Genomic DNA, 25444 nt, shown 5'->3' on the forward strand with positions numbered 1-25444 from the left:
CCTGTAAGGTTTTTGTCTGAACCGCCATGCGTTCGTAAGGAACTGCCAGTGGCAGGTTATCTGCATTAGATCGTCTTGCCGACAACACCTGCAATCTGTGAAACCTTTTTGATCAATTCGTCGTATTTCTTAGGTTTTAATGACTGAGCTCCGTCGCAGAGTGCGGATTCCGGATCATTGTGTACTTCTATAATCAGTCCGTCGGCTCCTGCTGCTACAGCGGCCATTGCCATAGAATCTACTAACCACCATTTGCCGCCCGCATGACTTGGGTCAACGATGATCGGAAGATGTGTCAGTTTACGAAGTACCGGGATACTCTGAAGATCCAGAGTATTTCTTGTATAGCTTTCGAAAGTACGGATTCCGCGTTCGCAGAGGATGACATTTTCATTACCGGATGCCATGATGTATTCTGCTGACATGATCCATTCTTCGTAAGTTGCGTTCAGACCTCTCTTTAAAAGGATTGGACGGTCAAGTTGTCCTAATTCTTTTAACAGATCGAAGTTCTGCATGTTACGTGCACCGATCTGGATAAGATCTACTTTCTCGTTAAAGATATCGAGGTATTTGTCTGACATCAGTTCGGTTACGATCGGAAGTCCTGTTGCTTCTTTTACAGCTGTTAAGATGTCGAGTCCTTCCAGTCCGAGCCCCTGGAATGAATAAGGACTTGTTCTTGGCTTGAATGCACCTCCGCGGAGTAAGTTGGCTCCGGAAACTTTTGCAGCCTGGGCGATTTCAAGTACCTGTTCGTAAGATTCTACGGAACAAGGACCGGCGATCATTGCCAGGTTGTCGCCGCCAACTTTTACACCGGATACATCGATGATGGAATCTTCCGGATGGAATGCACGGTTGGCTAATTTGTATGGCTCCTGTACATGCATAACTTTATCGACTGCAGAATCAATTTCGAATAATTTGGAATCGACTTTGGCTGTGTCACCGATACAACCGATAACTGTCATCTCTTCGCCCTGTACAACGTGTGTGTTAAGTCCTCTCTTTTTGACCATGTTCTCGACACGAGAAACATCATCTTTTGTAGTGCGTGGTTTTAATACGATAATCATAATAAATATCCTCCAACATGTATGATAATTGTGCCTGTGTGATATTTCTTTTCCCGTGTGAGTCTAGCATAGTCGCACTGTAAAATATTCGCACTGCAAAACTTTAATTACTTAAAGTGTAAAACTAATGATATATTAACGCAAAGGGATTTGATTGTCAACACTTTTATTCGATAAATTCTTTCATTTTTAAAAAAGTGTGTTAGACTAAAATTGTATAGTAAAAAAGGAGTGGGAAAATGGTAAGTGTTTGGGCAGCAGATATTACACCATTACTAATAGAAGAGACGTATCAGGCATATTATGATAAAGTGCCTGAGTGGAGAAAAGATAAAGCGGATAAACTTAAAAATGTGGATGACAAAGCAAGGAGTGTCGGTGCCTGGATATTGTGGGAAAAGATGAAGAAGGCTCTGAGACTTCCGGAATCGGCAGTTTTCAATCTGTCACATTCGGGAAAATATGTATTGTGTGCCTGTAGTGACCGTGAAGATGTTCAGACAGGCTGTGATGTGGAGATGAAGGGAAAGCTGCGGATGCCGGTGGCAGAACGGTATTTTTGCCGGGAAGAATGTGAGATCATCCGCAATGGGAAGGATGAAAAAGAACAGGCGGAGTGGTTTTACCGCTTCTGGGTATTAAAAGAAAGCTTTATGAAAGCAACCAGAAGAGGAATGGGCCTGGACATGCGCACATATGAATTTGCCTGGGGACAGGACGGCATACCATATCTGAAAAAGCAGCCTGAGGAATATCCAGAGAAATATCTGTGCAGGGAGTACGAACTGGAGCAGGGGGACGCAAGGGTCGCGGTAATTACGACAGATAATGAGATCGAGGGGAGATTACACGAAGTCAGACTTGCTTAATAAAGGGGTGTATGAACATGAAACAGTTAATGACAAAATGGGCAGACAATATAAATGAAAAGAATGTACTAGGGGAGTACCCAAGACCGCTCATGCGCAGAAAAAGCTATGTAAATCTGAACGGAATATGGAAATATGCAATAAGAGAAACAAAAGGATTTCCAAAGAAAATGGATGGGGATATCCTGGTTCCGTTTTCGCCGGAAGCTGTATTGTCGGGGGTAAACAGACAGTTAAAACCAGAAGAATATCTATGGTATAAGAGAAGGCTTCCGGATGAAGTAAAGCCGGAGAAGGGAAGCAGATGGATCCTTCATTTTGGAGCGGTAGATCAGTGTGCGGTCGTATATATAAATGGAAAGAAACAGGGAAAGCATGTGGGAGGCTATCTTCCATTTTCATATGATATTACGGAAGCATTAAAAGAAGAAAAGAATCTGTTGACCGTAAAAGTAAGAGATTATTCGGAGACTTGTTATTATAGCAGAGGAAAACAGAAACTTAAAAACGGAGGGATGTTCTATACGGCACAGAGTGGAATCTGGCAGACCGTATGGATTGAAAAAGTTCCAGAGTGTTATATCGGACATCTTAAGATCACACCTCTTTATGACCAGTCTTCTATAATGATCCAGATGGAAGAAGAACATGGCATAAAAGATATTGATTACGAAGTTACGATAACGGCAAGAAAGATGTGGCCGGTGAAAGCATCCGGAAAGACGGGAAAGCCGTGTGTGATCATGATACCACATATGAGAAGCTGGAGTCCGGAAGATCCATTTCTGTATGATCTTCATGTGAGGATGGGAGAGGATTCGGTAGAAAGTTACTTTGCCATGCGTAAGGTAGAAGTTAAAAATGACAAAGAGGGAATACCGAGGATATTTTTGAACAATGAGCCGTATTTTGAAAAGGGAGTACTGGATCAGGGATATTGGCCGGATGGTCTATACACACCGCCGTGTGATGAAGCGATGATCTATGATATCCAGAAGATGAAGGACCTGGGGTTCAATATGATCCGCAAGCATATTAAGATAGAACCGCAGAGATGGTATTATCACTGCGACCGTATCGGTATGCTGGTCTGGCAGGATATGGTGAACGGAGGACGGGATTATAAGAGCTGGTATGTAACGTATATGGCGACAGCCATGGAGGGAATGCATATCCGGGCAAAAGATACCAGGATTCATCTGATGGGACGTCAGGATCCGGCCGGGCAGAGACAGTTTGAAAAAGAGATGAAGGAGACGGTTCGATTGCTTTATAATCATCCATCCATTGTTACATGGGTTATTTTTAATGAAGGATGGGGACAGTTTCAGACGAAGAAGATGACAGATATAGTAAGGGCAGAAGATCCTTACAGGCTGACAGATTCTGCGAGTGGCTGGTTTGATCAGGGGTGCGGGGATATACGAAGCATCCATGATTATTTCTTCCCCTTGCATGTAACACCGGAAAAGAGGGTAACGGCACTTACTGAGTTTGGCGGGTATTCGCTGCAGATTCCGAAGCATAGTATGTACGAGAAAAAGGTCTACGGTTATAAAAAGTTCAAGAGAAAAAGAGAACTTACGGCGGGCTATGAGAAATTGATAAAAAAGCTCATTATTCCGAATATCAGCCGTGGATTAAGTGCAACTGTTTACACACAATTATCGGATATAGAAGAAGAGGTAAATGGAATCATTTCTTATGATAGAAAAATAGTCAAAATGGATGAAAAGACCGTTAAAAAACTGAATGAAAAACTTCATTTTTAGCCTTTATTTTCGGGGAAATGTAACGTAAGCAGAGTTGACGTGTTTTCTGTGATTTGTTAGAATATAAAAGGGAAAAATAAAGATTTATCAAGATAGAAAAATGTTTACAAAACCATAAAAAAGCACACGAGGAGAGTATGGGAGAGTAAGAATAATAAGGAGGAAAAGAATGTTGGAATTAACGTTTGGAGAACAGGTCAAGATCATTCTGAGCCGTAAAGGGATGACGATCAAAGAACTTGCAGAGAAGATAGAAAAACAGACAGGAAAGAAGATGTCGCGTCAGAATCTGACCCAGCGTCTTGGCAGAGATAATTTCCAGGAGCAGGATATGCGAATGATCGCAAAGATTCTTGATTGTCCGTTTTATCTGGATATATTAGAAGAACATGAGGAGCATGAAGAGAAGCCTTCAAAGGCCCAGAAAATTACAGAGCCTGAAAAGAAGAAAACACCTGCCAAAGCAGAAGAAAGAGATATTACGATAGGTGAGCTTGTAGATATTCATAAAGAATTAGATGCAATAGAAAAGAAGAAAAAGAAGAAGTCTAAAAAGGTTGTAGAGCCAGATCCGGAATATGTTCAGGAAACAATATTTGATTTTGTAAGAGAGAAAGAAGCGACAGCAGAACCTGCCACAGAAATAGAAGAGCAGGAAGAAGAGATACAGGAGCCGGTGGAAGAAACCGGAAGTTCGGAAGCTGTGACACCGGAAGCAGAAGAGTCGGTGACTGTAAGTGAAGAAGAACCTGCAGCGAGTGTAGAGGAGTATGCTGAGAAACCTGTATATGAAGACGAGCCGGTGTATGAGTCAGAATCGGAATATGCAGAAGAACCAGTGTATGAGTCAGAATCGGAATATGCAGAAGAACCAGTGTATGAAGCAGAGCCAGAATATGCAGAAGAACCGGTGTATGAAGCAGAGCCAGAATACGCAGAAGAATCGGTGTATGAAGCAGAGCCAGAATATGCAGAAGAACCGGTGTATGAAGCAGAGCCAGAATACGCAGAAGAATCGGCGTATGAAGCAGAGCCAGAGTATGCAGAAGAACCAGTGTATGAAGCAGAGCCGGAATATGCAGAAGAACCAGCCTATGAAAGTGAGCTGGAATATACAGAGGAGCCGGCTTATGAGTCGGAACCGAAATATACAGAGGAGCCAGCTCATGAGTCAGAACCGGAAGTAGAAGAGCCAGAGGAACCGGAAAAACCGGAGCCGAAGAAAGTTGAACCGGAGAAGAAAGCGCATGGATGGAGAGCGCTCTTCGGAATACGTAAAAAGCATGAAGAAGAATCAGCGCATGAAGAACCGGCAAAAGAAGAAAAGCCGGAAATCCAGTATCATGAGTTTGATTATTCGGGAGACGGTGAGTCAGAGAAACTTGCAGAAGAATTTATGCCGGAGGAACCGGAACAGGAGGAAACATATGCAGCAGCTGATGAGACCTCCGGTTATGAGAATAACGGATATCAGAGCCGGTATGCGCAGGAAAATGAAGAAGACTTATTCACATCCGATGAAGAGGATCTCAGTAAAGGTGAACTTAATCCTTACACAGGACATGAATATGAATCAAACAGCGTAAGAATGCATCCGAAGAGAATCGGCTATGTACAGGTATATGACAGAGGAAAACATCAGTGGACAGATATGACGGAGTGGGCATTCCTTGGATATCAGGAACGTAAAAAGGCACTTCTCGGAAAAGATTATGAGCCGCCGATCTATCTGGATTAGTGTTGAATGAACATAGAAAGAAAATGTTATGAATAAGGTGTTCAGCCGGATCTCCGGCTGGACACTTTTTGTACAAGGGGATGCAAGAGAAGCTGCCGCCTACAGGAACTTCCGGTGGCAAATTTTGTAGATTAAAATATGAAGGAGGAGCAGAAAATGGAATGGACAAGGCTTTTATCAACAAAACGTCAAAGACAGAACAGATACAAGAGTCAAAAATATGGTGATGCAGACCTTAGAAGTGAATTCGAAAAAGATTATCACAGAATCATCGGCAGTGCGTCATTTAGGAGACTTCAGGATAAGACACAGGTATTTCCACTGGATAAAAGTGATTTTATCCGTACGAGACTGACCCATTCCATGGAAGTCTCTTCGCTGGCAAAATCTCTGGGTCAGAATATAGGAGAAAGCATATTGGTACACAAGAAAGATTCCAGTTTCACTGTACAGATGAAAGAGGATATCTGCAATATTCTTCAGTGTGCAGGACTGATTCATGATATCGGCAATCCACCGTTTGGTCATTATGGAGAAGCGGCAATCAGGGAATGGTTTGAAAGAAATCTTCCGCTTCTGACATATCATGGAACGTCACTTGAGGAGCTGCTCGAACCTCAGATGAGGGAGGATTTTTATCATTTTGAAGGAAATGCACAGGCACTTAGGCTGGTCAGCAAATTACATTTTCTGGTAGATGAAAATGGAATGAATCTGACGTATGCGCTTTTGAATACAATTATAAAATATCCGGTAGCATCTACAAAGATCCATCCGGAATCAGGAGATATCAGAGAGAAGAAGATGGGCTATTATTATGCAGACCGGGAACTGTTCGAGGATATTGTATCAGAGACGGGTGCGGGAAATCACAGACATCCACTTACCTTTATACTTGAGGCAGCAGATGATATTGCATATAAGACCGCAGATATTGAAGATGCATTTGTAAAAAGATTTCTTACATATCATAGTCTCAGAGATGAACTCAGAAAACTACAGAACAGGGAGAAAAAGTATGCAGACCCAGAAGAGAAAGATCAGAACTGGTTCTGTCCGGCAGATAAACTGGTAGAATTATACGACCGTGCAAAGAAGAACGGGGTAGATGATCCCGGTGATTATGCAGTGAAGAACTGGATCGTAAAAGCACAGGGATTTTTGATTGGCTGCGCAACTTCCGGATTTACTTCTCATTATGAAGAGATTATGGAAGGCACGTATAAAAAAGATCTGTTTGCAGGTACTTTGGCTGAAGGATTGGTAAAACTGCTTGGAGAGATAGCGTGCAAATGTGTATTTAAAACAGAGACGATCTATCGTATGGAAGTGAAAGAGGCGGTGATGCTGGATAATCTGCTGGACAGGTTTGTCGGTGCAGCAATAAAATATGATGATCCAACGCAGAAACTGAACTCAATAGAAGAAAGACTGATTTCATTTATTTCCAATAATTATAAAAAAGCATATCGTTATCATGCAGAAGAAAAATCAGAAGTTTATCGTCTTTATCTGAGACTTCTGCTGGTTACGGATTATATCTGTGGTATGACAGACAGCTATGCGAAGAGGCTGTATCAGGAATTGAATGCGATTATGGCATAAAAGAAAATATTTCAGAATAGATTGTGATAAATAGCCGGAAACAGGAGAGGATATTTTGAGACGGTTTATTCGATATCTGTATGAATACGAACAAGAGAAAAAGATGCGGAATGTAGGCTTCGTAAAAGTAGAACAGGATGTGGATCAGTGCGTGATCCATGTGCACGGAAAAGGATTCCGGATGGAAGAAAATGCGCAGGGACTTAGGGTGTATCTGTTCTGGAATACAGAAGATAAATGTATTGGAATCCCGCAGGGAGTGACAGAGGTTCCTGGCCCGGCGGTGAACTGGCAGCTATGCTATACACCGGAGGATGTCGGTAAGAAAGAAAATTATGATTTTGTCAACGGAATTATATTAAAGGACGTAAATGGACACTGGTATGCGGCAGTCTGGAATGACGATGTAGTAAACGTCTGCAGGATGGAAATGTGGAAGATGGAAGAAGATTCCGTGCAGGGTGAAGAAACTGAATGTAAGAAGGGATTAGCGCAGGACGAAGAACCGGAATGTAAGAAGGAAACCTTGCAGGATGAAGAATCAGAGAGTGGGAAACTTGAAGATGATTTGGAAAAAGAGGCCTGCCTGGGGGGGAAAGTCCGCAAGATCCAGCGTAAAGATATGGTGTGTCTTCCGAGGTGTGAATGGAGACATGCAAATAATAGTTTTTTGATCCACGGGTATTATAATTATCACCATCTGATATTGACAGTCCGTGATGACCGGTTAAAATTAGGAGTACCGGGAGTGTATCATCCGCAGGAAGAAAAAGCCGCAGAAAGCTTTGGATTTCCGGAATTCATTCCTGCAGAAGAGCTGGATCTTAAGCTTACAGATGAAGAGAAGAATGACAGAGAGAAGTTCGGATACTGGTGTAGGGATATAAGAGGATCACATGACTGTGTAGAACCACAGAAGAGATAGAAAACAGGAAAATAGACGGAGAATGAATATGCAAAGCACAGATGAAAAATATATGAAAGAAGCAATCAAACAGGCAAAGAAAGCATATGCGATCGGTGAGGTGCCGATCGGATGTGTGATCGTATATCAGGATAAGATCATTGGGAGAGGATATAACCGCAGAACAATTGATAATAATACCCTGGCGCATGCAGAACTGATCGCGATCAAAAAAGCAAGCAAGAAGATGAATGACTGGAGACTGGAGGATTGTACGATGTATGTAACTCTGGAACCATGCCAGATGTGTTCCGGTGCGATCGTACAGTCCCGGATGACACGGGTAGTAGTCGGATGTATGAATCCGAAAGCCGGCTGTGCAGGCTCTATCTTAAATCTTCTGGATATGCCTGAATTTAATCATCAGGTAGAATTGACGACAGGAGTGATGGAAGAAGAATGCAGTCAGATGATGAAATCATTTTTTAAAGAATTGAGAGAAGCAAGGAAGAAGAAAAAGCAGCTGGAAAAAGAACAGACCGGGGAAATATAAAAGACAGGTGATCATATGAATGAAAAGACAGTAGGAATGCTTGCAAAGTTTACAGGTGTGTCTGTACATACAATAAAATATTATGAGAAGATTGGTCTTCTGAGTTCTACGAGAAGAGAACATTCGAATTACAGGTCTTACGATATAAGGGCATGTACGGATATTTACGAATGTATGAAGTATAAGAATCTTGGGTTCGCATTGAAAGAGGTCGGGAATCTGATAAAGGAAGCAGATTCAGAAGCGATAGATAATCTGTTGAAAAAAAGATTAGAGGAAATAGATGCTTCACTGTCAGAATTGCAGGAATTAAAAAAACGTGTGACGGATTATCTTGCAGAGACGGAAGAGATAGAAAAGAAACAGGGAAACTGGTATATAGAAGAAATGCCGGATTTCTGGATCAGATTTCAGACGAATAACCTGGAATATGGCAAAAATGCACAACTTGAATCGGACGGGATTAATTTCATGGATTATGCACCGGAAAGCAAATCGGTACTTAAGATAAGCAGAGAAAGTCTGAATGGAACGGAAAACCAGTTCTCCTGGGGACAGGCAGTACGGGCAGAGTATATAGAAGATATCGAAAAAAATGAAAATGTCTGGAGCAGGCAAAAAGGATATACCAGGATAAAAGGCGGAAGAGCATTTGTCCTGTATCTGAAAATTACCGGACCGTATGCATCGGAAGGAGTGCTGCAGAAGAAAATCCGAAAGATATACCGAAAGTTTCAACAAGATGCAAAGATACCGGGAGATGCTTACTGTGTAAGGATTAAGATCACACATGATGAAGAAGGAAATGATTGGAATTATTTGAAAATATATATATTACTGAAACCTGAGAGCTAATCTCAGGTTTTTGCACTTTAGTGAGGTAAAATGCCATTGAAGAGGTGAAATTAGAAAGAAAAGAATAGAAAAAATTAATAGAAAATGATTAAAAAGACTGAAAATTATAAAATGTATTAATAAGAGTACACTTGACCTGATACCTGTATCCAGTTATAAAATTAACAATATAGAAAAACGGGTCAGGAGGAAACGGATAATGACAAGTGAAGAAATCAAAAATATGAGTTTTGAAGATTTCCGGACACAGATTGAGGGGATGGAAGAGGTTCAGAAACTCACAGCAGACGGAACGGAGAGATATGGTATATATAAGCATGATGTATGCTATGTAAACAGAGACGGGATTGAGCGTACGCTCCAGATGATCGTACCAGAGACGAATGCCAAAGCACCAAAGATATATCCGGCAATTTTGTATGTTCAGGGATCGGCATGGAGAAAACAGGACAACTATAAACGGCTTGGAGCAATGGCAGATCTTGCAAGACGTGGATTTGTGACAGCGATTCTTCAATACAGAGAAAGCGATCTTGCTACATTTCCTGCTCCTGTAGAAGATGCAAAGACAGGTGTACGTTTCTTAAGAAAACATGCAGAGGAATATCGTATTGATCCGTCCCAGGTCTTTATAATGGGAGATTCAAGCGGCGGCAATACAGCGTTTATTGCGGGGGTTACGGCAGATCAGGAGCTGATGGACACAGATGTATATGGAGAATATTCCTGCAAGGTAAATGCAATCGTAGATTTCTACGGAGTTACATGCGTACAGATAAAAGAAGATTTCCCAACTACATTGAACCAGGGAGAACCGGACAGTCCGGAAGGAATGCTGATCGGTAAGAAGAATGTATATGAATATCCGGAACTTTCCAATGCAGTTACCTGTATGAATTATGTAAAAAAAGAGACAGAGATACCACCGGTCCTGATGATGCACGGACTTGCCGATGATCTGGTAGCACCGGAGCAGAGTATCCGCCTGTATAAGAAATTAAGAGAAGAAGACAAAGAAGTAGAATTCTATCTGGTAGAGAATGCAAAACACGGAGATCCGGCATTCTGGACAGAGAAGAATATGGATATTGTGGAAAAATTCCTGAAAGCACACATGAATTAAGGAGGTGCAGACTATGAATGCTACTGTAATGGCCATTATTCTGGTATTGATCGTTGTGGCAACGGTTGTCACGAAGAAAGTACCATTTAACTTTGTATTATTTATTGTACCGATCATTTGCTCGTTACTTTTGGGCTTTAGCTTACAGGAGACAAGTGACTTTGTACTGGAGCAGTTCAGTTCGATCATGAAATCTGCGGGATTCATGTTATTGTTTGCATTTCTGTATTTTCAGATGCTTACAGAAGCAGGAGTATTTGATACTATCGTATCAGCAGTGACGAACAAGCTTGGCGATAAGATGAATGTCATCGTAATTATGATCCTGACATCCGTAATTGCAGCATTTGCAATTCTGACAGGAAACTTTACACCGGCGTACCTGATCACATTCCCGATCCTGGTACCACTTTATAAGAAATATGATTTTGACCGTGAGGCAGCATTTATCATAGCACAGACTGCAATGTCTGCGATGTGCTTCATTCCGTGGGGGATTGGAATGGCATATACGTCATCTTCTGCAGGATTATCTGCCAATGAACTGTCAAAGGCATCGGTTCCATGGGCATTATGTTTTATCCCGGCCATCGTTCTGCAGTGGGTATACTTTGGGATCAAGCATAAGAAACGTGTGGGAACATTTGGCGTAGTTGTAGAAAATGTAGAAGAGGAGACAAAAGAAGTAGAAGAGAATCCATACAGACGGCCAAAGCTTTTCTGGATTAATTTTATCTTATTCATTGTATTCATGGTCGGTCTTGGTGTATTCAGTCTGCCTCCATATCTGGTATTTATGGCAGCAACGGTCGTAACGGCAATGATCAACTATCCAAAGAATTTTGGTGAGATATTTGGTAAAGTCGGACCGATGTATCTGAACATTATCGTAATGCTGCTTGCAATCTCTGTATATCAGGCAGTATTCAATAATACGGGAATGGTAGGAGCTATCTCAGACGGACTGATTAAGATCTGTCCGAAGTTCATGCTGGAATATATACATATCATCTTACTGCTGTTATGTGTGATTATCATTTACTTTATTCCATTCCAGATCTTTAATGCAATGTATCCGGTGTTCATCTCTATCGGGGCAGGATTTGGAATTCCAGCAGTGACGATCATTGCACCGTTCGTATGTAACCTGTCACTGGCAACGAGTTCAACACCGACAAACTCATCAACTTATCTTGGATGTGCATTGACAGAGACAGATGTACAGCACTTCTGTAAGAAGGCAGTTCCGGTACAGACAGTAACAAATGCAATTGTGATATTGCTGGCGTTAATATTTGGCATAGTATAAAAAACGGAGACAGAGGAATTTTGGAAATTCTTCTGTCTCTATTTTTATAGAAAACCGGCCATGGCAGGTTCTGTATATAAAAAATACCCACATGCGAAAAATCACAGTGGATAAGATGAATACTATATTATTATTTATGTGCATTGCGCTTCGAACGAGCCTTCACAGACGTTACCTTGGTAGTTAACTCAGCCCAGGCACCCTTACGGCACCCGAGAGGTTCCACTTAGTGCTGCTTCATTCCTGACCTGACACGGTTCATGGAGTCCCGTCGCGTAAGACCCAAACATCAACGTCACTTTCCAAGGGCAGCTCTGCAAAAACAAGCCCTCTGCGCAATATCACCCCTGCTATAGCGGATTGCAGGTGCAAGGTACCGCTAACACCCCGGCTGCACAGCTCAACATTTTAACGTGTTCCGGGCAAAAAGTCAATGGAAATGTTGTAAAAAAGGCGATACCAATTTATAATACCTAGATATATGAGAATTTATCTGATCAGGTGTATGCCTGAAGGGAAAAATTCTGATCTGGAGGAAAGAATAATGAAGATATTACTGGCAGCAGTCAATGCAAAATATATACATTCCAATCTGGCGGTCTACAGCCTGAAAGCCTATGCCGAGGATCCGGCGGTGGAGATCGGAGAATATACGATCAACCAGCAAAAGGACGATATCCTGATGGACATCTATAAGAGACAACCGGATATTCTCTGCCTTTCCTGCTATATCTGGAATTTGGACTATATAGAAGAAATTGTGCTGGAAATCGGAAAGCTGCGTCCGGATATGCCAATCTGGCTTGGCGGGCCGGAGGTTTCCTATGATGCAAAAGAAGTATTAAGACGGCTTCCATGTGTCAAAGGAGTGATGAAAGGCGAAGGAGAGAAAACTTTCAAAGAAATCTGCCGGATATACCGAAATGAATTCGAAAAAAGAGAAAATGTATGTGGATATCAGGATAAAAATGTGGATAATTCCTGGAAGAAATCGGAGAGTGTGGATAACCAGTTAAAGGGTGTGGACGGAATCACTTTCCGGGAAGAAAAAGAGAAAATTATCGACAATCCGTGGCGTCCGATCATGGATCTGAGCGAAGTCCCATTTGTCTACGATCATATGGAAGATTTTGAACACAAGATCATTTACTACGAGACAAGCAGAGGATGCCCGTTCTCCTGCAGCTATTGTCTGTCATCGGTGGACAAGCGTCTGCGTTTCAGGGATATAGAACTGGTGAAGAAGGAGCTGCAGTTTTTCCTTGACCACAAAGTACCGCAGGTGAAATTTGTTGACCGTACATTCAACTGCAAACACGACCACAGCATTGCTATCTGGAAATATATCATGGAGCATGATAATGGCATTACGAACTTCCACTTTGAGATTGCCGCAGATATTCTGAATGAAGAAGAACTGGAACTTCTGGAACAGATGCGCCCGGGACTGGTACAGCTTGAGATCGGTGTACAGTCAACAAATCCGAAGACGATCAAAGAGATCCACAGAGTTATGGACTTTGAAAAAGTATCTAAAATCGTGAGAAGAATTCAGAATAAGGGAAATGTGCACGAACATCTGGATCTGATCGCCGGCCTTCCGTACGAAGATGTGGAAAGCTTCGCACATTCCTTTGATGATGTCTATGCATTAAAACCGGAGCAGCTCCAGCTGGGATTTCTGAAAGTGCTTAAGGGATCCTTTATGCAGGAGCATCAGGAAGAGTACGGCATTGTCCATAAAGCGCACCCACCGTATGAAGTACTGTATACAAAATGGATTTCCTATGAAGATGTGCTGCGCCTGAAAGGGATTGAGGAGATGGTGGAGGTCTACTATAACAGCCGTCAGTTTACGAATACGATGGAAGAACTGGAAAAGGAATACGATTCTGCATTCACCATGTATGACCGGCTTGCATCTTATTACGAAGACAATGGTTATAACGCCGTTCAACACAAGCGGAGTGCCAGATATGAGATACTGCTGAATTATATACGGCTTCATCATAAAGAAAAAGAAGATCTGTTCCGGGAAGTGCTCACATATGATTATTATCTTCGTGAAAATGCGAAGAGCCGTCCGGAATTCGCCGGGGATTATCTGGTGGAAAAGAATGTGGCGAGAGCATTTTATGAAAAAGAAGAAGAGACACATATGTACCTTCCGGATTATGGAAAATACGACAGAAATCAGATGCGTAAAATGACGCATTTAGAATATTTTAAATTGGCAGATACCTATATCCTGTTCGATTATCAGAACAGAAACCCGCTGAATCAGGAAGCCAGGGTCTGTAAAGTGGAAATTGATAAAGTGAGAATAAAATAAGTATTAATATAAAAGGAAATAGAATTATGAAAAAAAGAACGGGAGAGATCCTGGAACTTCTGGATGAAAAATACGGAACAGAATTTATCTGTTATCTGAATTATGAAACTCCGTGGCAGCTTCTGATCGCTACGATGTTAAGTGCGCAGTGTACCGATGCAAGAGTCAATATTGTAACAAAAGATCTGTTCCGGAAGTACCCGTCTGTCGAAGCATTTGCGGACGCAGACCTGAAAGAATTAGAACAGGATATCAAACCAACGGGATTCTATCATAATAAAGCGAAGAATATCATAGCCTGTATGAAAGACATCCGGGATAAATATAACGGAGAAGTCCCATCAGAACTTGAAGACCTTTTAAGTCTGGCGGGAGTAGGCAGAAAGACAGCCAATGTGATCCGCGGAAATATCTATCACGTGCCGAGTGTGGTCGTGGATACACATGTAAAGCGCATATCCAATCGGCTCGGACTTACGAAGAATCAGGATCCGGACAAGATCGAACAGGATTTGATGAAGGAACTGCCGGAGGATCACTGGATTCTCTGGAATATTCATATCATTACATTCGGACGTACGATCTGCAGTGCAAGGAGTCCGAAATGTGAGGATTGTTTCTTGCAAAAATATTGTAAAGAGTATAAAATGTAGAGAAATACGTTACTGTTTACGTAAAAACTGATAATCGGTAACGGGAATAGAATTAAAGAAGGTAGAAGAATGAATTTTAACAATAAAAGAACAAGAAGAATTGTATCAATTGTTGTACTTATTGTTATCATTGCCATGGTGGCAACGATGATCATTCCGTATCTTGTATAAGCATCTTATATAAAGAAAAGTGTGCTGCCATCGTGCAGACATAGTAAGAATGTACGGAATGCTGGGAATGAAGAGAATAAAAGATAAAAGGGGAACGTAACAAGCATGAAGTTAGAGACACAGACAGAACAGCTTATAAGTGAAACAGTTACCGTCTACGGATTATCACCGCAGATCGGTGTACACGCACTTGCACAGACTGCAAATGCACTGGCAGCGCAGGGTACAGTGTTTTCTGTCTGCCCGGATATAACAGAAGACGAGGAAACAGACACAGATATAAAGAACGAGGATATGCAGGATACGCACGAAACATCTGCAAGCGTCAGTGTACAGATTGCCTATCCGGAATATGTGTTCAAATCCAGAATCCACAAGATTGAAAAACTTCTGAAAAAAGCATGTAAAAAATATAACATAAACCTTGTTGCGGTACAGGCATCCGCCAATCCGGCGGTTCAGGTGATCGCAGTGACTGTTACGGGAATTGCAAAGGCACCGAAGGAAGAAGCCTGGAACCGGGAAACCGCACGAGCCTGCAGGGACATCGTGTTCGTGGGTCATGCGGGAATGGATGGCATGCTCAGGATCACAGAAGAAAAAGAACAGGAACTTAAGACTCGTTTTGCGCCGGTTTTCATGAAGCAGATAAAGTCATACGGACAGCAGATATTTGCTCCAAAAGAAATCGAAGCCGCAAAAGCCGGGGGCGCATTTGTCGTACGTCAGGTCGCAGATGGCGGAATCTTGGCAGCACTGTGGAATCTTGCACTGGAACTTAATCAGGGACTGGATCTTGATATGAAGAAGATCAGCATTTTACAGGAAACGATCGAGGTATGCGAACATTTCCGACTGAATCCGTATCAGATGATATCCACAGGAAGTTTTCTGGCTGTGACTGACAATGGGGAAGTACTGGCAGATGCGCTGAACAATCAGGGGATTACAGCAGCAGTAATCGGACATACAACAGACAATAACGATAAGATCTTAAGAAATGGAGAAGAGATGCGTTATATCGACCGTCCGGCTCCGGATGAGATCTTGAAGCTTTATAGCGGAGGTATGAATGATGGAAGAATTAAGAAAGCAGATACTCCTGTATCTGGAGAAGCATAGCAGGGTAGACCTCGGAGAACTGGCAGTTCTTCTTGGAACCGATGAAGTAACCGTAGCAAATGAGATTTCAGCCATGGAAAGAGCAAAGATCATCTGTGGGTATCATACACTGATCGACTGGGATAAGACAGGAACCGAGTACGTCAATGCACTGATCGAAGTAAAAGTAACACCACAGCGTGACACAGGATTTGACAAGACCGCAGAACGGATCTGTAATTATCCGGAAGTATCGGCTGTATATCTGATCTCCGGTGATTTTGACATGATGGTGCTGATTGAAGGCAAGACATTACAGGAAGTGTCAAAGTTCGTATCAAGTAAATTATCACCGATCGAAGATGTCACAGGAACCAGTACACAGTTCGTATTAAAGAAATATAAAGACCACGGAACAATCATGTTCGGACAGAAAAAACCAGAAAGGATGCTTATAACACCATGATGAGGAATCCATTATCTAAGAAAATCACAGGCATCGAACCATCTGGAATCCGTAAATTCTTTGACCTGGTAAGTGAGATGCCGGACGCAATATCCCTTGGTGTAGGAGAACCTGATTTTGACACACCATGGAGAATCAGAGAGGAAGGTATCTACACCCTGGAACAGGGCAAGACTTTCTATACATCGAATGCAGGTCTTAAGGATCTGAAGATTGAGATCAGTAAATATCTGGAACGTAAGATCCATGTAGAATATGACCCGGATCATGAGATCATGGTGACGGTCGGAGGAAGTGAAGGAATCGATGTGGCACTGCGTGCAATGCTGGATCTGGGAGATGAAGTCCTGATCCCGCAGCCAAGTTATGTGTCTTATGTGCCTTGTACGATTCTGGCAGACGGTAACCCGGTTGTGATTCCGCTTCAGCAGAAAAATGAATTCAAGCTGACAGCAGAAGAACTGGAAGCAGCGATCACACCAAAGACAAAGATGCTGGTAATGCCGTTCCCAAATAACCCGACCGGATCGATCATGACAAAAGAAGATCTGGAGCCGATCGCCGAAGTTGTGAAGAGACATGATCTGTATGTACTTTCGGATGAGATTTACTCCGAACTTACATATAAGACAGAGCATGTGTCCATTTCATCCCTTCCGGGAATGAAGGAAAGAACACTGGTGATCAACGGATTCTCCAAAGGATTTGCCATGACAGGATGGAGACTTGGCTATATCTGCGGACCATCTGTGATCATAGAACAGATGCTGAAGATCCATCAGTTTGCAATCATGTGTGCGCCGACCAACAGCCAGTATGCAGCCATCGAGGGCTTACGCCACTGCGAAGATGAAGTACAGCAGATGAGAAATGCATACAACCAGAGACGAAGATATCTGGTCAATGAATTTGCAAAGATGAAGTTAGAATGCTTCGAGCCGTTTGGTGCGTTCTATATCTTTCCAAGTATCAAAGAATTTGGTATGACTTCTGAAGAATTCGCAATGCGGTTCCTAGAAGAGGAAAAGGTTGCGGTCGTACCGGGAAGTGCGTTTGGTGAGAGCGGGGAAGGTTTCCTGCGTATATCGTATGCGTACTCACTGGAAGATCTGAAAGAAGCGATCGGAAGACTCAGTCGGTTTGTTGAGAGACTGAGAAGCCAGAAGTAAGGTTGACGGAAGCTGATTTGAAGAGAATTTAAAAGAAATAATAGAAATAGAAAAGCCGTCAGGGAATGTTAATGTATGAATTAGAATTATATTCCCTGACGGCTTTTGTTATTGCTATGCAGCTTCTGCAGATATCAGAAAATACAGGATGAATTGTATAATCCGGAATTTACTCTTACATTTTTGGAAAAAATCTTGACTTGGAGCGAACTCCAAGTGCTATAGTAATGAACGGAAAGGTGGTGCCTGGATTGACGATAAAAGAAGTAAGTGAAACATATGACATTTCCGCTGATACCCTGCGTTATTATGAACGCATCGGCATGATACCGGAAGTAACACGTACGGCAGGCGGAATCAGAGACTATCAGGAATCAGACCTTGGATGGGTGGAGCTTGTGATCTGTATGAGAAAAGCAGGACTTCCCGTGGAGGCACTGATCGAGTATGTAAAATTATATCAGGAGGGCGACGAGACATTTGAAGCAAGACTTCAGCTTCTTTCGGAAGAAAGAGAGAAGTTAGAAGAGCAGAAAGCGCGGATAGAGTCAGCGATCAACCGGTTGAATCACAAAATTTCCAAATATGAAGAAGCAGTAAAGACAGGAGTATTAAACTGGGAGGAGAATAGTTCATGTATATAGAAAAGATTAACGGACCAGAAGACGTAAAGAAATTAACCGTAGACGAGATGACCGTAATGGCAGGTGAGATGAGAGAAGCACTGTTAAAGAGAGCCAGTATCCACGGCGGACACTTCGGACCAAACTTCGGTATGGTAGAGGCAACGATCGCACTGCATTATGTATTCGAGTCACCAAAAGACAAGATTGTATATGACGTATCACACCAGACCTATCCGCACAAGATGCTGACAGGAAGAAAGGATGCATATCTCTATGAAGAACATTACGATGATGTGTCCGGCTACAGCAATCCAAATGAAAGTGTACACGATCATTTCACTGTAGGTCATACATCTACATCCGTCAGCCTTGCGTGTGGACTTGCAAAAGCAAGAGACCTGAAAGGGGAAGAAGGAAATGTGATCGCAGTGATCGGTGACGGTTCCTTAAGCGGCGGTGAAGCACTGGAAGGACTGGACTATGCAGTAGAATTAGACGGAAATCTGATCATCATTGTAAATGACAATGATATGTCCATCGCAGAAAATCACGGCGGATTATATGGCAACTTAAAATTACTCCGTGAGACAAACGGACAGGCAGAATGCAACCTGTTCAAAGCTATGGGATTAGATTACATTTACGTGGATCACGGAAATGACGTCGGAGAGCTGATCGAAGCATTCCAGAGTGTCAAAGACAGCAAGAAACCAGTTGTTGTCCATATCAATACCTTAAAGGGAAAAGGTTATGCACCGGCAGAGCAGAACAAAGAGAACTGGCACTTCAGCGGTCCGTTCAAGATCGAGACAGGTGAACCGTTATACGAAATGACAGAAGAAGACTACTCAGACATTTCCCTGAATTATCTTCTGGACAAGATGAAAAAAGATCCTGCAGTAGTAGCAATCACATCCGGAACCCCGACCGTTATGGGATTCACAGAAGATAAGAGAAAAGAAGCAGGAAAACAGTTCGTAGATGTCGGTATCGCAGAAGAGACAGCCGTAGCACTTGCTTCTGGAATCGCTGCAAATGGCGGAAAACCGGTTTATGGTGTATACAGTACATTTGTACAGAGAACTTATGATCAGATCGCACAGGATCTCTGCATCAACAACAGCCCGGCAACTATTGTAACATTCTGTGGTTCGGTATACGGAATGAACGATGTGACACATCTTGGATTATGTGACATCCCGATGATGGCAAATATCCCGAATCTGGTATACCTTGCTCCGACAACGAAGGAAGAATACCTGGCAATGCTCGACTGGAGTATCGAACAGAATGAGTATCCGGTAGCAATCAAGCTTCCGGGCGGCAGCGTGATCTCAGACGGAAAAGAGATTACAAAAGACTTCGGTGATCTGAACAAATACGAAGTAACTCAGAAAGGTTCTAAGGTTGCAGTGATTGGACTTGGAACATTCTACGGACTTGGTAAAGAAGTTGCCGAAGAGCTTAAGAAAGTAACCGGAACAGATGCAACTGTGATCAATCCATATTATATTACAGGTATTGATGCAGAACTTCTGGAAGAGCTTAAGAAAGAGCATGATGTTTTGATCACTCTGGAAGATGGTATTCTGGATGGCGGATTCGGTGAGAAGATCGCAAGATTCTACGGAGATTCGGACATGAAGGTTCTGAACTTCGGACTGAAGAAAGAGTTCCTCGATCGTTATGATGTGGCAGAAGTTCTGAAAGAGAATCATCTGACGAAAGAGCAGATTGTGGAAGATATAATGAAGTTTATTTAATAATTGAATAAATAAAACGTATATGATATACTACTACAAACAACCGCAATATGGGTGGAAGGCCTCCTAAGATACATAGATAGGAGGTGGTGTAAATGAACAATAAAAATTTTGACTTTTATATATTTGATATGTCAGTAGGAAATAGAAAACCCACCCTCTAAAAAGTCTTGGCAGGACTGGGTGGATTTCTATTACTCAATATGGCCAACCACTTTGAGCGGTTGTTTTTTGTATAATTATAATATCATAGAAATATATCTTTAGCAAGTAATATAAAAATAAAAAGGGAATTTTTAATTGTAATTTGTTGGTATGCCAACAGCTAAAATCATGTAAAATAAGATAGAATCATACGATCAATAATTTTAAAAATACATACGAAAAGAAAGAGAGGATACACATGGATCACATATATGACGTAATCATCCTTGGCGCCGGTCCGGCGGGATTAAGCGCAGGATTATATGCAGGCAGAAGCAGACTGGATACCCTGATCATCGAAAAAGGACAGGCCGGCGGCCAGATTATCAACACAGACGAAATAGAAAACTATCCGGGACAGATCGTAGAAGGAGAGACGGGAGTTTCTCTTGTACGCAGAATGTACGAACAGACAGAACAGTTCGGCGCAGAACATGTCCGTGATACGATCACAAATGCAGAACTGAGCGGAGATATCAAAGTCCTGACAGGCGAAAAAGATACCTATCAGGCGAAAAATATCATCATTGCAACCGGTGCATATGCAAGACCAATCGGATGCAAAGGCGAGCAGGAGTACAAGGGACGTGGAATCTCTTACTGTGCAACCTGTGATGCGAACTTCTTTACTGACCTGGAAGTCTATGTAGCGGGCGGCGGGGATGCAGCGGTGGAAGAAGCGCTGTATCTTACAAAATTTGCCAGAAAAGTTACGATCATTCACAGAAGAGACGAGCTGCGTGCAGCAAAGTCTATTCAGGAGAAAGCATTTGCCAATCCGAAGATCACATTTCTGTGGGATTCGGTAGTCGAAGAAGTGGGCGGCGACGGACTGCTTCAGACGATGACCGTGAAGAATATAAAGACCGGGGAGTTTACGAAGATAGAAGCTGATCCGAAAGACGGACTGTTCGGACTGTTTGGATTCATCGGTATGATCCCGAATACCGGTGTGTTTGCAGATAAAGTAGAGACGGATGACAAGGGATACATTAAGACGGATGAGGATATGCATACCAACGTACCGGGCGTGTATGCGGCCGGAGATGTAAGAGTCAAGAGCCTGCGCCAGGTAGTGACTGCGGTAGCAGATGGTGCGATCGCGGCAGTGCAGGTGGAGAGAAGTATATCAGAGTATTAGGAACATCCGGCAGAAATGATGATATTTTCTGCCGGATATTTTTTATGAGTTTGTCTTTGGAGTAATCTCCCGGCTCCGGTATTTCGCCGGAGTAATATGCAGCTCTTTCTTGAACGCCCGGATAAATGTCTCTGGATTCTCATATCCAAGAATCTCACTGATATCCGCAACGGACTTCTGCGTATTCACCAGAAGCCGTTCTGCTTTCTGTATCCGGAGAAGCCGCCTCCAGTTATTAAAAGACTGTCCAGTCGTGGACTTGATCAGTCTGGAACAATACGATAGTGAGAAGCCGAAATGATCCGCGATGTCCTGCAGAGTGACATCTTCCAGATGACTCTGCATATAGTGCATAACCTTAAAATTTTCCGGTTGGTGTTCATTCTTGTCACGGTAAGAAGATTCTACCGTATTCCGGTAATGGCGCATCATCTTTGCGCTGAGCTGAGTAAGCATGCCGACCAGAACCTGATCGGAAAATGCATCGTGAAAGAGGTGTTCATGATATACATTTAGCATCTCTTTCTGCGAATCGATCAGATGCTCACCGCCGGAGTGGAAGATAACGTAGTCGATCTGCTGGGAATGATACAATCCTTCCGAGAAGAATTCATTTAACAGATTGTTCCCCTTCATCAGCGGAATAAACATCTGTGAAAATGTGGATTTTCGCAGAAGGATGTTGAATACGATGGAATTATCGTCAAAGACTTCCATCGTATGATACACACCTGGGGCAATAAAGATCAGATCCCCTTCGGTAAAATCTTTTCTGGTCGTGGAGATAGTCTGCGAGCAATGTCCGGTAAATACAAAGATAATCTCAAAAAAGTCGTGCTTGTGTAAAAACGGAGGCGTGTACCGATTATGTTTGCTGATGAATACATTCCGGTCATTGTCTTTAAAGTATTCATCATCATTCATTTCATAAGAAATGATATCCGGCAGCAGTTCCGGGATAATCAGATGGCGGCGGATGGCATCATCCAGATCTACCTTATCCAGAAATTTCTTCAACTGACCGGAAGAAGCAGAAACTTCAAAATAATCTTTATAAAATTTCTCATCTTCATTCAGCTCAAATAATTCATTTAATGTTTTCCCTAAATCAGCCATAATATAGTACCTCAGCATATTATGATGTAAATGTTAAAAAGTATTTGTAAGAAGTTGTTAATTCAGTATGTTGTAAAAAATAGTCAATATCCACTCATTTTTAACCTTATCATCACATATATGTCAAAAAAAGTCAATTAACGTGTCAAAATATCCAATATTCATAAAGGTATTTCTGCGTTATAATCCTCTTGAAGTTAAGAAAGCGCGCGATAAATCATAAGAAAGGGATAAGAGATGGGTAATACAAAGTCATTTTTGTACAGACAGAGATTTGGCTATGGACTTGGAGATTTTGCTTGTAACTTAATATGGCAGATGATTTCTCTGTAGTTACTGTATTTTTACACAGACGTTATGAAACTCAATGCAGCATCGATCGCTGTTATGTTTATCGTCTGCAGGATTATTGATGCTGTTACTGATGTACTGGTTGGATTCGCAATCGATAAGACCAGAACCCGCTGGGGAAAGAGCAGACCATGGTTTCTCTTTGGAGCTGTGCCGTTTGCAGTGGCAGCATTACTGGCATTCAGTGTGCCGGACATTTCACCGGATGGGAAACTGGTGTATGCATATGTTACATACATCTTCCTGTCATTCATGTATACAGTGGTAAATATTCCGCTGGCGTCCATATTGCCAACTTTGACGGATGATATGAATGAGAGAACCGTACTTGCGACATGGAGAAAATTCTTCGCATTTATGGGTTCCACGATTGTATCTGCAACCGCATTGTATCTGGTAAAAATAGTCGGAAACGGGAACGAAGCAGTCGGATTCCGGGTGGTTATGGGAATCTTCGGAGTTGCGGGATGTGTATGTTTCTTGCTTACATTCGCACTGGTTCGTGAGAATAACTTAAGTCAGACGGAAAAGTCAGCGACCTGAAAAGAGACGATTCAGTCTGCGGCACATAATACACCGTGGAAGTTATTTGCACTTAACATTCTGTTCATGTGGACAGGTTATTTCATTCAGTCGTCTGCACTTGTTTATTACTATAAATATTACGTGGAAAGTGCAAAAATGGCAACGATGGTAGCTACGGTTATGACAATGGTACCGCTGGTGGCAAATTTAACCGTTCCATTTCTGGCAAAATGTCTCGGAAAACGTAACCTTTACAGCGTATCCGCAGGATTACAGCTTGCAGGTCTGGCCGTGATCTTTATCGGAACTGTGAATACATCGGTCATCCTGGCGGGGGCAGTGATATCTGCAGCGGGATACGGATGTAAGGAGAGTATCTACTTCTCCATGCAGGCAGATCCGGTGGATTACGGAGAGTGGAAGACTGGTATTCAGGCAACCGGAACGTTGTCGGCAATCAACGATTTCCTTGGAAAAGTAGCACAGGCAGCAGCCGGAGGAATCTCGGGTCTGTTACTGAGCTGGGGAGCTTATGACGCAGATGCCGTTCATCAGACAGCAAATGCACTGACGGCGATCAAGATGATGTATATCTACATTCCGGCGCTCCTGATCATTTGCTCGATCATCACGATGTCGTTTTACCATCTGGATAAGGAATTTCCACAGATTCAGAAAGAACTGGAAGAACGCAGGAAAGTTCAGAATAAATAATAGAACCAGAACATATGAAACAAGAATGAGTGAAAGGAATTAATTATGAATAAATCAGCAGAAACGAAGAAATATATGCCGCTGGTTGGTGCGGCAGGAATCGGATCTATGCTCGGATCCGGTATCATCATCGGACTGTCCGCTACAATTACAGTGTGGCAGTCAGGACTTGGACTTACCGACGGGCAGGTCGGAATCCTCTCAGGAGCACTTACATTTGCAATTGCAGCAGGTTCACTGCTCGCAGGAAATATTACAAAGTTATTCGGACTGATCCGTTCATTTAACATGATGAACCTGATGTATCTGATCGGTGCGGCAATCTGCGTACTGTCAGGCAACTTCCCGGTATTACTTGCAGGTCTGATCATCACAGGATTTGCTTCTGGAGCAGATCTTCCGATCAGCCTTACTGTAATCTCACATGATGCACCGAATGAAAAAGTATCTGCAAGTCTGATCGCATCGACACAGGTATTCTGGCAGATTGGTGTACTTGGATCTTACGCAATGGCATTTATCGTATCTCACGTAGAAGGCGCAGCAGGAGCAAGAATGGTATTCGCATTACTGGCCGTACTTGCAGGAATCGCATTCGTATGGAGAACATTTTCTAAGAAATTCAAAGAGTTTCATGCGGCAGGAGATGAATACCGCGCTGCAGAAGGTACAAAGACTTCTACAGAAGTATCATTTGCATCTCTTTTTAAAGGAACAGACGGAAAGAAATATGTATCATTTTTCTCACGCATCATTATCTTCTATGTATGTTGGAACCTGTTAGCTAATACATTCGGACAGTTCCAGACTTATATCCTGGTTAAGGCAAATGCATCACAGTCACTTGCAACGGGATGTGGAATCGTATTGAATATTGTAGGCCTGATCTGCGGAATCTTATTTGCATCTGCAGCAGGAAGTAAACACAGAAACAAATTCTTCTATGTAGGTATCGTAATTCAGGCAGGTGCCATGATCGGTATCGCACTTGGCGGCGGAACGATCGCTATGATCGTAGGTATGATTGCATGCTACAACATCGGTAACCAGTTTGCCGGAGAGTCTATTTACAAAGTATGGACACAGGAGTCCTTCCCGGTTGAGGCAAGAGCTTCTATGCAGGGATTCATCAATGGATTCTCAAGATTCTGCTGTGGATTATTCGCACTTGTAACACCTTATCTGGTAGCCGGTGACAGAATCCACACAACTATGTATGGATTCGCAGGAATCGTCCTGATCAGTGCAATTGCCGGAACAAGAATGATTATGTTACAGAAAAAACACGGCGTCGGACAGATGTAA

20 protein-coding genes, 1 other RNA gene and 1 pseudogene are annotated in these 25444 nt (G+C 42.5%); 19 read left to right on the plus strand and 3 right to left on the minus strand.

Features of this window, described 5'->3' with window-relative positions:
• Window positions 1–65 precede the first annotated feature (65 nt).
• Entirely contained in the window at window positions 66–1079 is a 1014-nt protein-coding gene (gene aroF, locus NCY30_RS06125) for a 3-deoxy-7-phosphoheptulonate synthase (RefSeq protein WP_250818554.1), read from the minus strand.
• A 239-nt stretch (window positions 1080–1318) separates the two neighbouring features.
• Here aroF and NCY30_RS06130 point away from each other — a divergent pair, with 239 nt between their 5' ends.
• The 9 genes from NCY30_RS06130 to NCY30_RS06170 all read left to right on the plus strand — a co-directional run bounded on the left by NCY30_RS06130 (window position 1319) and on the right by NCY30_RS06170 (window position 11807).
• Window positions 1319–1948, plus strand: coding sequence for a 4'-phosphopantetheinyl transferase family protein (locus NCY30_RS06130; RefSeq protein WP_006428753.1), 630 nt, complete (start codon window positions 1319–1321; stop codon window positions 1946–1948).
• 11 nt (window positions 1949–1959) lie between these two features.
• Window positions 1960–3720: a glycoside hydrolase family 2 protein gene (locus tag NCY30_RS06135; RefSeq protein ID WP_081019597.1), complete on the plus strand. Its 1761-nt coding sequence runs from the start codon at window positions 1960–1962 to the stop codon at window positions 3718–3720.
• A gap of 169 nt (window positions 3721–3889) precedes the next feature.
• On the plus strand, window positions 3890–5458 hold the full coding sequence (locus tag NCY30_RS06140; RefSeq protein WP_250818555.1) for a helix-turn-helix domain-containing protein: 1569 nt from the start codon (window positions 3890–3892) through the stop codon (window positions 5456–5458).
• A gap of 156 nt (window positions 5459–5614) precedes the next feature.
• Entirely contained in the window at window positions 5615–7063 is a 1449-nt protein-coding gene (locus tag NCY30_RS06145) for a deoxyguanosinetriphosphate triphosphohydrolase (protein ID WP_055303251.1), read from the plus strand.
• Between the two features lie 55 nt (window positions 7064–7118).
• A complete protein-coding gene (locus tag NCY30_RS06150) occupies window positions 7119–7988 on the plus strand; it encodes a hypothetical protein (protein WP_173819183.1) in 870 nt (289 codons plus the stop codon).
• A gap of 28 nt (window positions 7989–8016) precedes the next feature.
• The gene (gene tadA, locus NCY30_RS06155) at window positions 8017–8520 is read left to right on the plus strand and encodes a tRNA adenosine(34) deaminase TadA (protein ID WP_022416467.1); all 504 of its coding nucleotides are present in this window, start codon (window positions 8017–8019) and stop codon (window positions 8518–8520) included.
• 15 nt (window positions 8521–8535) lie between these two features.
• On the plus strand, window positions 8536–9375 hold the full coding sequence (locus NCY30_RS06160; protein WP_006428746.1) for a helix-turn-helix domain-containing protein: 840 nt from the start codon (window positions 8536–8538) through the stop codon (window positions 9373–9375).
• Window positions 9376–9574: 199 nt separating this feature from the next.
• Window positions 9575–10498 carry an alpha/beta hydrolase gene (locus NCY30_RS06165; protein ID WP_070099255.1) on the plus strand — a complete coding sequence of 308 codons (924 nt, stop codon included), beginning with the start codon at window positions 9575–9577 and terminating at the stop codon, window positions 10496–10498.
• A 13-nt stretch (window positions 10499–10511) separates the two neighbouring features.
• Entirely contained in the window at window positions 10512–11807 is a 1296-nt protein-coding gene (locus tag NCY30_RS06170) for an SLC13 family permease (protein ID WP_161170179.1), read from the plus strand.
• 136 nt (window positions 11808–11943) lie between these two features.
• Here NCY30_RS06170 and ffs read toward each other — a convergent pair.
• Window positions 11944–12206: signal recognition particle sRNA large type (ffs, locus tag NCY30_RS06175), an RNA gene on the minus strand.
• Window positions 12207–12351: 145 nt separating this feature from the next.
• On the opposite strand from ffs, the gene NCY30_RS06180 reads away from it, so the two are divergent.
• The 8 genes from NCY30_RS06180 to trxB all read left to right on the plus strand — a co-directional run bounded on the left by NCY30_RS06180 (window position 12352) and on the right by trxB (window position 21433).
• The gene (locus NCY30_RS06180; protein ID WP_055194216.1) at window positions 12352–14139 is read left to right on the plus strand and encodes a B12-binding domain-containing radical SAM protein; all 1788 of its coding nucleotides are present in this window, start codon (window positions 12352–12354) and stop codon (window positions 14137–14139) included.
• Between the two features lie 26 nt (window positions 14140–14165).
• Window positions 14166–14792 carry an endonuclease III gene (nth, locus tag NCY30_RS06185; protein ID WP_006428742.1) on the plus strand — a complete coding sequence of 209 codons (627 nt, stop codon included), beginning with the start codon at window positions 14166–14168 and terminating at the stop codon, window positions 14790–14792.
• Window positions 14793–15068: 276 nt separating this feature from the next.
• Window positions 15069–16085: an AIR synthase-related protein gene (locus NCY30_RS06190; protein WP_055194214.1), complete on the plus strand. Its 1017-nt coding sequence runs from the start codon at window positions 15069–15071 to the stop codon at window positions 16083–16085.
• Window positions 16039–16530 carry an Lrp/AsnC family transcriptional regulator gene (locus NCY30_RS06195; RefSeq protein ID WP_006428740.1) on the plus strand — a complete coding sequence of 164 codons (492 nt, stop codon included), beginning with the start codon at window positions 16039–16041 and terminating at the stop codon, window positions 16528–16530. The genes NCY30_RS06190 and NCY30_RS06195 overlap by 47 nt, the downstream gene beginning before the upstream one ends.
• Entirely contained in the window at window positions 16530–17699 is a 1170-nt protein-coding gene (locus NCY30_RS06200; protein WP_250818566.1) for an aminotransferase class I/II-fold pyridoxal phosphate-dependent enzyme, read from the plus strand. Before NCY30_RS06195 ends, NCY30_RS06200 begins: the two co-directional genes overlap by 1 nt.
• 251 nt (window positions 17700–17950) lie before the next feature.
• The gene (locus NCY30_RS06205) at window positions 17951–18343 is read left to right on the plus strand and encodes a MerR family transcriptional regulator (RefSeq protein WP_161170180.1); all 393 of its coding nucleotides are present in this window, start codon (window positions 17951–17953) and stop codon (window positions 18341–18343) included.
• Window positions 18334–20088 (plus strand): 1-deoxy-D-xylulose-5-phosphate synthase, encoded by a 1755-nt coding sequence (locus tag NCY30_RS06210; RefSeq protein ID WP_250818556.1) that lies wholly within the window; start codon window positions 18334–18336, stop codon window positions 20086–20088. The genes NCY30_RS06205 and NCY30_RS06210 overlap by 10 nt, the downstream gene beginning before the upstream one ends.
• Before the next feature lie 403 nt (window positions 20089–20491).
• Entirely contained in the window at window positions 20492–21433 is a 942-nt protein-coding gene (gene trxB, locus NCY30_RS06215) for a thioredoxin-disulfide reductase (protein WP_250818557.1), read from the plus strand.
• Window positions 21434–21475: 42 nt separating this feature from the next.
• On the opposite strand, the gene NCY30_RS06220 is transcribed toward trxB, so the two are convergent.
• Window positions 21476–22549 carry an AraC family transcriptional regulator gene (locus NCY30_RS06220; protein ID WP_161159018.1) on the minus strand — a complete coding sequence of 358 codons (1074 nt, stop codon included), beginning with the start codon at window positions 22547–22549 and terminating at the stop codon, window positions 21476–21478.
• 336 nt (window positions 22550–22885) lie between these two features.
• On the opposite strand from NCY30_RS06220, the pseudogene NCY30_RS06225 reads away from it, so the two are divergent.
• Both NCY30_RS06225 and NCY30_RS06230 read left to right on the plus strand, forming a co-directional pair.
• Window positions 22886–24139: pseudogene (locus NCY30_RS06225) on the plus strand (MFS transporter).
• Window positions 24140–24184: 45 nt separating this feature from the next.
• Complete coding sequence (locus NCY30_RS06230) at window positions 24185–25444, plus strand: MFS transporter (protein ID WP_250818558.1); 1260 nt, start codon at window positions 24185–24187, stop codon at window positions 25442–25444.

Source organism: Dorea sp. MB18-49 (genome assembly GCF_023669465.1).
In the GTDB taxonomy this organism is placed as follows: Bacteria; Bacillota; Clostridia; order Lachnospirales; family Lachnospiraceae; genus Dorea_A; species Dorea_A longicatena.